The organism is Neisseria dentiae (assembly GCF_024580525.1).
GTDB classification, from domain to species: Bacteria; Pseudomonadota; Gammaproteobacteria; order Burkholderiales; family Neisseriaceae; genus Neisseria; species Neisseria dentiae_A.
On record NZ_JANIKQ010000017.1, the window covers coordinates 15,563 to 28,998 of the forward strand.

8 protein-coding genes are annotated in these 13,436 nt (G+C 56.3%); 4 read left to right on the forward strand and 4 right to left on the reverse strand.

The window, feature by feature from the left end:
- Window positions 1–63 precede the first annotated feature (63 nt).
- Window positions 64–744, forward strand: coding sequence for a TetR/AcrR family transcriptional regulator (locus NQ012_RS10125; protein ID WP_257067489.1), 681 nt, complete (start codon window positions 64–66; stop codon window positions 742–744).
- Between the two features lie 53 nt (window positions 745–797).
- Here NQ012_RS10125 and aroD read toward each other — a convergent pair whose 3' ends face one another.
- The gene (gene aroD / locus NQ012_RS10130) at window positions 798–1,553 is read right to left on the reverse strand and encodes a type I 3-dehydroquinate dehydratase (RefSeq protein ID WP_257067490.1); all 756 of its coding nucleotides are present in this window, start codon (window positions 1,551–1,553) and stop codon (window positions 798–800) included.
- Between the two features lie 369 nt (window positions 1,554–1,922).
- Here aroD and mfd point away from each other — a divergent pair, with 369 nt between their 5' ends.
- The 3 genes from mfd (at window position 1,923) to adhE (ending at window position 9,316) form a co-directional block, all read left to right on the forward strand.
- A complete protein-coding gene (mfd, locus tag NQ012_RS10135; protein WP_257067491.1) occupies window positions 1,923–5,384 on the forward strand; it encodes a transcription-repair coupling factor in 3,462 nt (1,153 codons plus the stop codon).
- A gap of 145 nt (window positions 5,385–5,529) precedes the next feature.
- Window positions 5,530–6,183 carry a hypothetical protein gene (locus NQ012_RS10140; protein ID WP_257067492.1) on the forward strand — a complete coding sequence of 218 codons (654 nt, stop codon included), beginning with the start codon at window positions 5,530–5,532 and terminating at the stop codon, window positions 6,181–6,183.
- 517 nt (window positions 6,184–6,700) lie between these two features.
- On the forward strand, window positions 6,701–9,316 hold the full coding sequence (adhE, locus tag NQ012_RS10145) for a bifunctional acetaldehyde-CoA/alcohol dehydrogenase (protein ID WP_257067493.1): 2,616 nt from the start codon (window positions 6,701–6,703) through the stop codon (window positions 9,314–9,316).
- Between the two features lie 247 nt (window positions 9,317–9,563).
- Here adhE and NQ012_RS10150 read toward each other — a convergent pair whose 3' ends face one another.
- The 3 genes from NQ012_RS10150 to mltB all read right to left on the reverse strand — a co-directional run bounded on the left by NQ012_RS10150 (window position 9,564) and on the right by mltB (window position 13,425).
- Window positions 9,564–9,899: a YbaB/EbfC family nucleoid-associated protein gene (locus NQ012_RS10150; protein ID WP_257067494.1), complete on the reverse strand. Its 336-nt coding sequence runs from the start codon at window positions 9,897–9,899 to the stop codon at window positions 9,564–9,566.
- A 245-nt stretch (window positions 9,900–10,144) separates the two neighbouring features.
- A complete protein-coding gene (dnaX, locus tag NQ012_RS10155; protein ID WP_257067495.1) occupies window positions 10,145–12,334 on the reverse strand; it encodes a DNA polymerase III subunit gamma/tau in 2,190 nt (729 codons plus the stop codon).
- A gap of 11 nt (window positions 12,335–12,345) precedes the next feature.
- The gene (gene mltB, locus NQ012_RS10160) at window positions 12,346–13,425 is read right to left on the reverse strand and encodes a lytic murein transglycosylase B (RefSeq protein ID WP_257067496.1); all 1,080 of its coding nucleotides are present in this window, start codon (window positions 13,423–13,425) and stop codon (window positions 12,346–12,348) included.
- Window positions 13,426–13,436: the final 11 nt, after the last annotated feature.

The following is a 13,436-nucleotide window of genomic DNA, read 5'->3' on the forward strand; positions in this document are numbered from 1 at the left end:
TGATATAATCACCGCCGATAGAATTAATAAAAACGCCGTAATGCCGTAATAAGGAGTTTTCTCATGGCGAAAGACAGCAAACAAAACACATATCAGCGTATTATCGAGTCCGCGCTCGTTCTCTTCAACGAAGAAGGCGAGCGCAACATCAGCACCAACCACATCGCCGCCCACCTGAGCATCAGCCCCGGCAACCTCTACTACCACTTCCGCAACAAAGACGAAATCATCGTGCAGCTTTTCAAACGCTACAGCGACGATTTGCTCGGCTACCTGCAAAACGCCGAGCTGCCCGCAGGCGTTTGCGAAGCCGTGGGGTATATGTCGGGCATTTACGACGTGATGTGGCGCTACCGCTTCCTCTTCAGCGACGTTAACACCCTGCTCGCCCGCAGCGCCGAGCTTTTGGGCGAACACAACAACTTCACCCAAGCCAAAGTGTCGCCGCTGCTGGTCAACCTGCTCACCCGCCTCAACGGCCTCAACATCATCAAGGCCGACGAAACCGCCATGAACGATCTGGCGGTGAATATGTGGATAGTAACCAAATACTGGTTCGACTTCGACGGCTCCATCCGCGGCCGCGCCAAACTGAGCGAAGATTCTAAAGTGCGCGGCATCGGCCGCACCCTCAGCCTGCTGCGCCCCTACCTGCTGGAACAATATGTGGTCGAGTTCGACCAAACCATCAAAAACCTCACCCCCGAATCGGAATGCGTGCAGCAAAACGCGCTGGCGCATTAAATAACAAGGCCGTCTGAACCTTTTCAGACGGCCTCAAACTTTCCACCGGCGGCTTAGCCAGCCAAAATATTCAAAATCGCACGCAAATCATTGGCATTTATCTGTCCCGGCGCCGACGCCTTTTTCGCCGCGCCGAACGTCATCGCCGAACCGAACGTTTCCCCCGCCAAACGGCTGATCACACCGATTTTGCCCATCGCCATCGTAACCAGCGGCTGCTTCGCATATCGGTCGAACATCGTTTGCGTGGCATCGAGCAGCACCAGCACATCGGCGGGCGACTGCGGCATCACGGCGATTTTGCAAATATCCGCCCCCCAATCCTGCATGGTTTGCAGGCGCGCGATAATGTCTTCTTTCGGTGGCGTTTCATAAAAATCATGGTTGCACAACAGCGCCGCCACACCATGCGCCTTAGCCAGCGCCACCGTTTCCTTCACCTCTGCATCGCCCGCAAACAGCTCGATATCGACAATATCCGCCAAGCCCGAGCGTATGGCCGCCTGCACCAGCCCAAAATAAACCTCTTGAGAAACCGGGCATTCGCCCCCCTCTTCCGCCCGCCTGAACGTAAACAGCAGCGGCGTATCGGGCAGCGCTGCGCGCACCTGCCGCAAACAATCCATCACATACCCCGCATCAGCCGCCCGTTCGAGAAAATCCGCGCGGAATTCCACCACGTCGAAACTCAAGCCCTGCAAATCCTGCAATGCCGCTTGCAGGCCGTCTGAATCCTTTGCCACCAACGGCACGGCGATTTTCGGGCTGCCCTCGCCCAAAACGGTATTTTTGATTTTTACGGTGTTCATGTTATTCCTTAAAATGATAAAAACGGTTTTCAGACGGCCTGATGCCTGCTTTCATAATGCTAACGATGTTTCGTGCAAAGTGTAAAGCCTCTGCACGCCGCAACGCAGCCTGAACCGCCTGCAATACATGGTAAAATACCGCCGTTTCCCAACCACAGGCCGTCTGAAAACCTTTCAGACGGCCTAGGGTCTGTCGACAATTAACGCAACGGCGGTATTTTTGGTCAAAAATCCCCGTCTGCGGCGTTAAAAATGCTCGCAAGGTGTTCAACCTTGCTGCGCTTTTTGCCTTGCATACGCGGTTTTTGCCTCAAAAAACCGCTTCGCCGGTCAATTGTCAACAGACCCTAAACTGCTGCCGATAACGTTATGAACCACCCCATCCCCGCCCCTTCGCAAAAATCCCGCTGGCCGGATTTAACCCGCGGCAGCCTGCCGTGGGCGTTAACACAAAGCCTGCCTGAAAAACTGCTGAAAGTGATTCTCACACAAGATGTCGAGCAGGCGCTGCGCTTGCAGATTGCTTGGCAGTTTTTTCGCCCGCAGGATCAGGCCGTGTTTCTGCCCGATTGGGAAACGCTGCCCTATGAGCGCTTTTCGCCGCATCAGGATTTGGTGTCGGAACGTTTGGCCGCGTTGTGGCAGGTGAAAAGCGGTTTGGCCGACGTGTTGATCGTTCCTGTGGCCACCGCCATGCAGAAACTCGCGCCGGTGTCGTTTCTGCTCGGCCGCACGTTTTGGCTGAAAACGGGGCAGACGCTCGATGCCGAAGCCTTGCGCGGCAATCTGGTCGACGCGGGTTACAGCCATGTTTCCAACGTGGTGGCCTCGGGTGAATTCGCCATGCGCGGCGGCATTTTGGATATTTTCCCGATGGGTTCGGAGCTGCCCTACCGCTTGGATTTGTTCGGCGACGAAATCGACAGCATCAAAACCTTCGATCCCGATACGCAGCGCACCATCGCGCCGGTTTCCGAAATCCGCCTGTTGCCGGCGCACGAGTTCCCCACCGACGACGACGCGCAAAAAATCTTCCGCGCCCGTTTCCGCGAGGAAATCAACGCCGACCATCACGCCGCCGCCGTGTATAAGGCGGTGAGCAGCGGCCATTTCGGTGCAGGGGTGGAATATTATCTGCCGCTGTTTTTTGAAAACGAGTTGGCCAGCGTGTTCGACTACATCGGCGACGAGGCGCTGTTTGTCTGCATCGGCGACGTGCACGCCGAAGCCTCGCGCTTTTGGGCGGACGTAAAATCGCGCTTTGCGATGGCACAGGGCGACGAAACCTATCCGCCTTTGCCCCCGCAGCATTTGTATCTCAGCGAAGACCAATTTGCAGGCCGTCTGAAAGCCTACGGCCAAATCCTGCCCGATTTGAACGGCAAGCGCCACGCACTGCCCGATGTGGCGGTGAACCGCCAGTCCGAAACCCCGCTCGCCGCGCTGCAAAACTTTCAGACGGCCTTTAACGGCCGCATTCTGCTCACCGCCGAAAGCGCGGGGCGGCGCGAAACCATGCTCGGTTTTTTCGCCCAACACGGCCTGAAACCAAAAAGCGTGGATGGCTGGCAGGCGTTTTTAAGCAGTGATGCGCCGCTGGCGATTACGGTGACGCCGCTGGCTTATGGCTTTCAGACAATAGTAGGTCGGGCATTCATGCCCGACACCGATGCCGCATCACAAACCCCGTCGGGCATGAATGCCCGACCTACTCTACCGATTGCCGTCATCACCGAATCCGACCTCTACCAATACGTCTCCAAAAGCCGCAATGTGCGGCGCAAAAAGCACGCGCAGGTTTCAGACGGCCTCTTGCGCGATTTGGCCGAAATCAATATCGGCGACCCGGTGGTGCACGAAGAACACGGCATCGGCCGCTATATGGGCTTGGTGGGCATGGATTTGGGCGAAGGCGTCAGCGAAATGATGCTGCTTGAATACGCGGGCGAAGCACAGCTTTATGTACCGGTGTCGCAGCTGCACCTGATCAGCCGCTATTCCGGCCAGGCACATGAGAACGTGCAACTGCACAAACTCGGCAGCGGCGCGTGGAGCAAAGCCAAGCGCAAAGCCGCCGAAAAAGCGCGCGACACCGCTGCCGAACTGCTCAACCTCTATGCCCAACGCGCGGCGCAGGAAGGCTTTAAATTCGCCTTCAACGAACAGGATTACCAAGCCTTTGCCGACGGCTTCGGCTACGAAGAAACCGAAGATCAGGCCGCTGCCATCGGCGCGGTGCTGAAAGACCTCACCCAAGGCAAGCCGATGGACAGATTGGTGTGCGGCGACGTCGGCTTCGGAAAAACCGAAGTCGCGCTGCGCGCCGCGTTTGTGGCGGTAATGGGCGGCAAACAGGTGGCCGTGCTTGCCCCCACCACCCTGCTGGTGGAGCAGCACGCGCAGAATTTTGCCGACCGCTTCGCCGATTTTCCCGTGAAAGTGGCCAGCCTGTCGCGCTTTAACAGCGGCAAAACCACCACCGCCACCCTCAAAGGCATGGCCGAAGGCACGGTGGATATTGTGATCGGCACCCACAAACTGGTGCAGGACGACATCAAATTCAAAAACTTAGGGCTGGTGATTATCGACGAAGAACACCGCTTCGGCGTGCGCCAGAAAGAACAGCTCAAACGCCTGCGCGCCAACGTCGATATTCTCACCCTCACCGCCACGCCGATTCCGCGCACGCTCAGCATGGCGCTGGAAGGGCTGCGCGATTTCTCACTGATTACCACCGCTCCCAGCCGCCGTTTGGCAGTAAAAACCTTTGTCAAACCCTTCAGCGAAGGCAGCGTGCGCGAAGCCGTACTGCGCGAACTCAAGCGCGGCGGGCAAGTGTTTTTCCTGCACAATGAAGTGGAAACCATCGAAAATATGCGCGAACGGCTGGAAACGCTGCTGCCCGAAGCGCGCATCGGCGTCGCCCACGGCCAGTTGCGCGAGCGCGAGCTGGAGCAGGTGATGCGCGACTTTCTGCAACAGCGTTTTAACGTGTTGCTGTGTTCCACCATCATCGAAACCGGCATCGACATCCCCAACGCCAACACCATCATCATCAACCGCGCCGACAAATTCGGCCTCGCACAACTGCACCAATTGCGCGGGCGCGTCGGCCGCAGCCACCACCAAGCCTACGCCTACCTGCTCACCCCCGAATACATCACCAAAGACGCCGAAAAACGGCTCGACGCGATTGCGGCGGCAGACGAACTCGGCGCCGGCTTCACGCTGGCGATGCAAGATTTGGAAATCCGCGGCGCCGGCGAAATTCTCGGCGAAGGCCAGAGCGGCGAAATGATGCAGGTCGGCTTCACGCTCTACACCGAAATGCTCAAACAGGCCGTGCGCGACCTCAAAAAAGGCCGCCAGCCCGATTTGGACGCGCCTTTGGGTGTGACCACCGAAATCAAACTGCACAGCCCTGCACTCCTGCCCGAAAGCTACTGCCCCGACATTCACGAACGGCTGGTACTCTACAAGCGACTCGCTACCTGCGAAACCGAAGCGCAAATCAACGCCGTGCACGAAGAGCTGGTCGACCGCTTCGGCCTGCCCGAACAACCGGTGAAAACCCTGATCGAAAGCCACCGCATCCGCCTAAGCGCCAAAGCGATGGGCATAGACGCGATTGATGCCACCGGCGAAGCCGTTACCCTCACCTTCGGCAAAAACCACAACCGCGACCCCGCCGACATCATCATGCTGATGCAGAGCAACAAAAACTGGCGCATGGCCGGCCCCGACAAACTGCGCGTGGGCGCAGTGTCGGACGATGTGGAAACGCGGATTCACACCGTGAAAACGGTGTTGAAAAAATTGGCGGGGAAATAAAACGGCAGGCCGTCTGAAAAGTTTTCAGACGGCCCCACCTTACCCGCTCAGGCCGTCTGAAAATCCGTTCGCACCAATGCCGTTGAGATATAAAAATGCTGTTATTATAATGCCGCCGTCCGTATATTTAAGGTGAAACGTCGATATGAGCGGCATTTGGGGCAATCCGGCATTTCTCGCAGCTATCCTTTCCGTTTTCGCATTCCTGGTTTTCCGAACCGTTTCCGGCAGCCGTAAAAAAGCGCGCGGCAACGCGGTTTACAGCCTGTCGTTCCACAGCGACAACCATCCGCTGGCACCCCAGCTTTTCGCCGACACGAGCGGCTGCGCCGGAGTGTTTTCACGGCAGGGCAATCTGCACGATGCGGCATTTGAAGCGCAATATCCGGTGGGCGGAATGTTGTCGTTCAACGGCGAAAGCCATCTGATTTCGCGCAGGCAGAAATACTTGTCGGCCGAAGCCGGCCGGCAGCCGCAATTCGGCTATGCGCTTTATTTCCAGGCGTTTGAAAAAAGCGAGTTTCCGCTGCTGATCACGTTTGCCGGGCAGCGGCATTACCGCCATATTTTCTTAGACGAAGAAGGCTGCACCCTAACCGCCGCCAACGGCAAAGCCGCCCGCCTGCCCTATGCGCAGTTGTGTTTCAAGGCGCGGGAAAAACGCCTTACACTGAAAACCGACCGCGAAGAGCATATCGTCAAGCGCAGCGAATTGCGCCCTGCCGACCGGCAGATTTTGGAAGCGGTGCTGCAAAAGTATGCGGCTTCGATCAATTTGGATCCCGATGATTTCTCATAAACCGCATAGCGGCAAAGTGGGCGGAACTTGCCCCCGCATTGGTTTGCTCCGGCGGTAATAACGTAATCCGCAATCAAACATCACGCCAAAATCTGCCCGGGCCGTCTGAAAACAACTTTCAGACGGCCTGAAACCTTTGCAACATTCAAAAAGCATCACAGATCACGGCAAATAGACATTTCAGACGGCCACAACAAATTTTGCAAAGGTCTCGGCCTGATTGCTTCTGCAAAATGTAATTATGATACACGCCAGCCATATTTCATTTCAATCCGAATAAACCATCGGCGGCAGCGCGGACTATAGGGTAAAACCAACGATACGCCCCTATTCTTAAATATATTAACAAATATTTTTTATTTCAACGGCTTAAATTCTGAAAACCAATCAAAAACAAGCCCTGCGGCAAAGCAAGGTGTTTTATGATGTAAGTCAAGAATATTTGTAACAATATTACTTATACTGCTCTCAATGAAAATTTATTACTTTACCCTTACTTCTTTTCAGGAGAGACACAATGAACGCACCTGCCGATAACACTGTCAGCCCCGCCGTAGCCGAGGTCAACCGTTTGGTTGAGAAAGGGTTGGTTGCGCTGGATCAATTCCGCACGCTCAATCAAGAACAAATCGACTATATCGTGGCCAAAGCCTCGATTGCCGCGCTCGACAAACACGGCGTGCTGGCCATGCACGCGGTGGAAGAAACCGGCCGCGGCGTGTTTGAAGACAAAGCCACTAAAAACCTGTTTGCCTGCGAAAACGTGGTGCGCCGCCTGCGCGATTTGAAAACCGTGGGCGTGATTAGCGAAGACGACGTAACCGGCATCACCGAAATCGCCGACCCGGTGGGCGTTATCTGCGGCATCATCCCCACCACCAACCCCACTTCTACCACGATTTTCAAAGCCCTGATTGCGCTGAAAACCCGCAATCCGATTATTTTCTCTTTCCACCCTTCCGCCCAGCAATGTTCCGCCCACGCCGCGCAAATCGTGCGCGATGCCGCCATCGCCGCAGGCGCGCCGGAAAACTGCGTGCAATGGATTGAAAAACCCTCGATGGAAGGCACGTCTTCACTGATGAAACACCCCGGCGTGGCCACCATTTTGGCCACCGGCGGCAACGCGATGGTGGAGGCGGCTTATTCATGCGGCAAACCCGCGCTCGGCGTGGGAGCGGGCAACGTTCCTGCCTATGTGGAAAAATCCGCCAACATCAAGCAGGCCGCCCATGATATCGTGATGTCGAAAGCGTTCGACAACGGCATGATCTGCGCCAGCGAGCAGGCCGTTATCGCCGACAAAGAAATTTATAACGATCTGACCGACGAATTCAAATCCTACGGCGTGTATTTCGCCAACAAGAAAGAAAAGGCGCTGCTCGAAGAGTTCATCTTCGGCGTGAAAGCCAACAGCGCCAACTGCGGCGGCGCCAAACTCAATGCGGCCGTGGTGGGCAAATCGGCCGCCTGGATTGCCGAACAGGCCGGTTTCAAAGTGCCCGAAAAAACCAACATCATTATGGTGGAATGCCGCGAAGTCGGCCCCAAAGAGCCGCTGACCCGCGAAAAACTCTCGCCCGTGCTGGCCATGCTCAAAGCCGAAACCACCGAAGAAGGTTTGAAATTCTCCGAAGAAATGGTGGAATTCGACGGCCTCGGCCACTCCGCCGCCATCCACACCGCCGACAAAGAGCTGGTGAAAACCTTCGGCGAGCGCGTGAAAGCCCTGCGCGTGATTTGGAACTCCCCCTCTTCGTTCGGCGGCATCGGCGATGTGTATAACGCGTTTCTGCCCTCTCTGACCTTAGGCTGCGGCTCTTACGGTAAAAACTCCGTGGGCGGCAACGTTAACGCCGTGAATCTGTTAAATATCAAAAAAGTAGGCCGTCGGAGAAACAACATGCAATGGTTTAAAGTGCCCGCCAAAATCTATTTCGAACGCGATTCCATCCAATATCTGCAAGATATGAAAGATTGCGAAAAAGTGATGATCGTTACCGACCGCTCCATGGTGGATTTGGGTTTTGTCGATAAAATCACCCACCAGCTCAATCTGCGCAAAAACAAAGTTACCGTGCAGCTGTTTACCGACGTGGAAGCCGACCCCAGCGTGCAAACCGTGTATAAAGGCACCGACCTGATGCGCAGCTTCCAGCCCGACACCATTATCGCGCTGGGCGGCGGCTCGCCGATGGATGCGGCCAAAGCCATGTGGCTCTTCTACGAACAGCCGCAGGTTGACTTCGAAGATTTGGTTCAGAAGTTTATGGATATCCGCAAACGCGCGTTCCGCTTCCCCGAATTGGGCCGCAAAGCCAAATTTATCGGCATCCCCACCACTTCGGGCACCGGCTCCGAAGTAACGCCGTTCACCGTGATCAGCGACGGCGACAAAAAATACCCGATTGCCGACTACTCGCTCACGCCCACCATCGCCATCGTCGACCCCTCGTTCACCATGACCGTGCCCGCCAGCGTTACCGCCGACACCGGCATGGACGTGCTCACCCACGCGGTGGAAGCCTATGTTTCGGTGCTCGCCAACGACTTCACCGACGGTTTGGCGCTACAAGCCATCAAGCTCGTGTTTGAATTTTTGGAACGCTCCTACAAATACGGCGCCGACGATCCCGAAGCCCGCGAACGTATGCACAACGCCTCCACCATCGCCGGCATGGCTTTTGCCAACTCGTTTTTGGGCATCAACCACTCGCTGTCGCACAAAGTGGGCGGCAAATTCCACACCACCCACGGCCGCACCAACGCGATTTTCCTGCCGCACGTTATCCGCTACAACGGCACACGCCCGCAGAAAACCGCTACATGGCCGAAATACAACTACTACAAAGCCGACGTGAAATACCAGGAAATCGCCCGCACCCTCGGCCTGCCGTGCAGCACGCCGGCGGAAGGCGTGGAATCGTTTGCCAAAGCCTGCGACGAGTTGGCGCGCAAAGTAGGTATTAAAATGTCGTTCAAAGAGCAAGGCATCGACGAAAAAGCCTTTATCGCCGCCCGCAAAGAGCTGGCGCTGATGGCCTACGAAGACCAATGCTCACCCGCCAACCCGCGCCTGCCCATGGTGGCCGATATGGAAGAAATCCTCACCAAGGCTTATTACGGCGAATAATGCGTTAACGCATTAAACAACAGGCCGTCTGAAAAAATCTTTTCAGACGGCCTGTGTTTTTTGCATGGCGATGCATTTATATTCAATCAACTTGAGACCTTTGCAAAATCCCTTTCGACACCTTAAAAACCCTGTGTCATGCTCGGGCCTGACCCGAGCATCTTTTTGTTTCAAAAGAAATAACAGATACCCGGGTCAAGCCCGGGTATGACAACGGTTGGGTATTTCAGACGGCCTGTTGCCGCGCTTAACGGAAGAAATCGCCCATGCCTGCGGGCAGGCCCTGAGTGAATGCGCCCATGGTTTTGTTGGTGGTTTCTTCGGCCTTGTTGCCCGCATCGTTGATGGCGGCCAAAATCAGGTCTTCCAGCATTTCTTTATCGTCGGCGGCTTCCTGAATCAAATCTTGGCTGATGTCGATTTTGCGCACAACGTGGTTGCAGGTCATCACCACTTTCACCAAACCGTTGCCGGCTTCGCCGCTTACTTCGGTTTCGGCCAGTTTGGCCTGCGCTTTTTTCATGTTTTCCTGCATTTGCTGGGCCTGTTTCATCAGACCGCCCAATCCGGCTTTTCCGAACATGGTGTGTACTCCTGTTTTAAAGTTTGGGATTAAAAAGTAAGTTTATAGTTAAACTACTTAATTCAGTAACAGTTCCGTCATACCCGGGCTTGACCCGGGTATCTTGCTTTTCATCAAGTTTTAAGATACTCGGGTCAAGCCCGAGTATGACGTCCGTTATTTTTCTTAAGTTGATTAACTATAGTTGTTTGCCAACTCAATTAAGGCCGTCTGAACGGTTTGGCAAGGCTTTCAGACGGCCTGCGTTATTCCTGCGCCTGTTTTAGTTCCAGCGTTTCCGGCAGCCATTGCGCCTCGAAAAGCTGCAAAATCTGCTGTGCGGCGGGGTCGGCTTCAAGCAGCTGCTGCGCCTGTTGGCGGCCTTCGATTTGCAGGCGGTTACGGCGCATCACGGGGGTTTCCCAGCCTGCGTCGTCGCGCCAGGCTTCGGTTTGCAGCTTCAGGGTTAAACCGTAGGCTTCGGCCAGCGTGTTTTGGATTTTGTCCAGCCGCTCTTTGTTGGTGGTGGCGCGGGCCTCTTGAGTGAGGGCGAACACCAGCAGGCCGTTTTCGGCGTCGTAGCGGGTAAAGGCGGCGTTTTGGGCGATCATTTGCGCGGCGCCGAGTTTGGCGGCCAGGCGTTTGGCAATCTGCGGCCAGTTTTCGGGGGCCAAATCGGGCAGCGCGGCAAAGGCGGCTCCTGCTTCCGCCTCTCCGTCCGCACCGCCGTCCTCTGCCGCTTCTTCCGTCTGCCCGGCTTCCGCACCGAACATATCTTCTACTGGCAAATCGGCGGGCGGCAGGGGGTAAGCGTCGTCTTCGGGGAAATACGGCGGCTCGTCGGGATAATCCGCGCCGTTATCGTAAAAGCCGTGTCCGAAGCCGGTTTCTTCAACAGAGGCCGTCTGAAAAGTGTTGTCGCCTGCACCAACTGCTTCTTCTGCAAAAACGGGTTCGGCGGCGGCGTTTTCCGCCGGCGGCAATGTTTCGTCTGGTGCGGAAACGGCAGGCTGAGGCCCGGCTGCCGTTGTGTCGGGTGTGATGGCTGGCGTTTCAGCGGGTGCTGCCGTTGCGGCCGTCTGAATGTTGTCGGCAACTGCAGCGGGCGGTTCGGATAATCCGGCGGATTCCGCCGTATTTTCCCACGGCGGCGTGTCTTCTGCCGGATAACCGCCGCTGCTTTCAGACGGCCTGTTTGCGTGGGGTGAGGCCGTCTGAACGGTGTCTTGAACAACATCGGCGGCCGTGTTTGAAACCAGGGTTTCAGGCGGCCTGTCCGGCAGAATCAGGGGCTTTTTTGCGGCAGGTTCCGTGTGTGCGGGATTATGCAGCTGCGTGCCTTCGATTACGCCGTCGGCATCGTGTGCTTTGGCGGCAATCGGGGCGAAGGCGAGCATACGCAAAAGCGTCATCACGAAGCCTGCGTATTCATCGGGCGCGAGGCTCAAATCGTGTTTGCCGTGGATGGCGCATTGGTAATAAAGCTGAATCTGCTCGCCGCTCAAGTATTGCGACAGGCGCAGCAGAGTTTCGTGCTCGGGGTCGCCGGCAACGGCGGCGGGCACGGTTTTGGCCAACGCCAAACGTTGCAGCAGCATGGCCAGCTCGCTCAAGGCGTTGTCGAAACCGATGGCGCGCGCGGCCATTTCCTGCGCTTTCAGCAGCAGCGCTTCGCCGTCTTGGTTGACGATGCCTTGCAGCAGCTCGTAAAGATAGTGTTTGTCCACCGCGCCTATCATCTGGCGTACGTCGTGCTCGGTTACGCTGCCCGAACCCATGGCAATCGCTTGGTCGAGCAGGCTTAACGCGTCGCGCATCGAACCCATCGCCGCACGCCCCAACAGTTGCAGGGCGGGCGCTTCGTAGGCAATCTGCTCCACCGTGAGCACATGCGCCAAATGGTCGGCCACCTGCTGGGTGGTCATATTGCGCAGCACGAATTGCAGGCAGCGGCTCAGTACGGTAATCGGCACTTTGTGCGGGTCGGTGGTGGCAAGAATAAACTTCACGTGTTCGGGCGGCTCTTCCAGCGTTTTGAGCATGGCATTGAACGCGCTTTTCGAGAGCATGTGCACTTCGTCGATGATATAGACTTTGTATTTGCCGGCGGTGGGCGCGTATTGGGCGTTTTCGAGCACTTCACGGATGTTGTCGATGCCGGTGTTGGAAGCGGCATCGATTTCCAAAAGATCGACATAACGCCCCGCGTCAATCTGCGTGCAGCTTTGGCACACGCCGCAAGGCTCGCCGTGCGACGGCGTTTCGCAGTTCAGGCTTTTGGCGAGAATGCGCGCGATGGTGGTTTTGCCCACCCCGCGCGTGCCGGTGAGCAGGTAGGCGTGGTGCAGACGGCCTTCGTCAAGCGCGTTGCGCAAGGCTTTGACAACGTGCTCCTGCCCGACCAGATCGGCGAAAGTTTTGGGCCGCCACTTGCGGGCGAGAACTTGATAGGCCATAAATGATTGCTTTACAAACGGTAATTGCCGCTCACGCCGTTGGCGATGTCGCGCACGGCGGTTACATACATGCGGCTGTGGTTATACTGCCAAACGGTGTAGAAATTATTCAAACCGATATAGTATTCATACACGCCCGGGGCGGTTTCGAGGCGGTAGAGCACGGCTTTTTCGTTGTCGTCCACCACTTCCTGCGGGGTAACGCCCAAGCGTTTCAAATCGCCCACGGTGCGGGTAAGCGCGGTTTTTTCGTCGATGATGTTTTGCAGCTCTTGGGTGATGGTGAGCGTAACCGGCACCACCATTTTGCCGTTGGTCTGCCAGCCGTGGGCTTTCATATAGTTGGCCACCGATGCGGCCACGTCGCCGATGTTGTTCCAGATGTCGCGGCGGCCGTCGCCGTCGTAATCGACCGCATATTTGCGGAAGCTCGAAGGCATAAACTGCGGCATACCCATCGCGCCGGCATAGCTGCCTTTAAAACCGAACACGTCGCGCCTTTCTTCTTTGGCCATCAGCAGAAATTCATGCAGCTCTTTCTGAAAAAATTCGGCGCGGCGCGGATAATCGAACGCCAGCGTGCTCAGCGAATCGGCCAGGCGGAAGCTGCCCATATTGGTGCCGTAATTGGTTTCGATGCCGATAATGGCCACGATGATTTCGGCGGGCACGCCGTAGTTTTTGGCCACGGCATCAAGAGTTGCCTGATGCTGGGCGTAAAAACGCTTGCCGCCGGCAATTCTGGCCGCGCCCGAATTGCCGGTGCGGAATTCATACCACGGGCGTGAGGTGCCGGGACGGTTCATGATGTTGATGATGTTGCCCTTGTAAATCACGCCGTCGAAAAAGCTTTGCAGCTCGCCCGCCGAAAATTTGCCGCTTGCGGTTTCGTGTGCGATAAATTTCTGCACGTTGGCATTGGCGTTAAACCCGCCCACAGCCACCGAATCGGCGGAATGGTCGAATACGGGGCGTTTGCCGACGGGGGAAACCGGCGTTTCTTTGGCGGAACCGGAGCGGCCGGTTTGGGTGTCGCTGCTGCATGATGCCAAAACCAATGCAGAAAGCGCGATCAGGGCGGTTTTTTTCATGAGTAATTCAT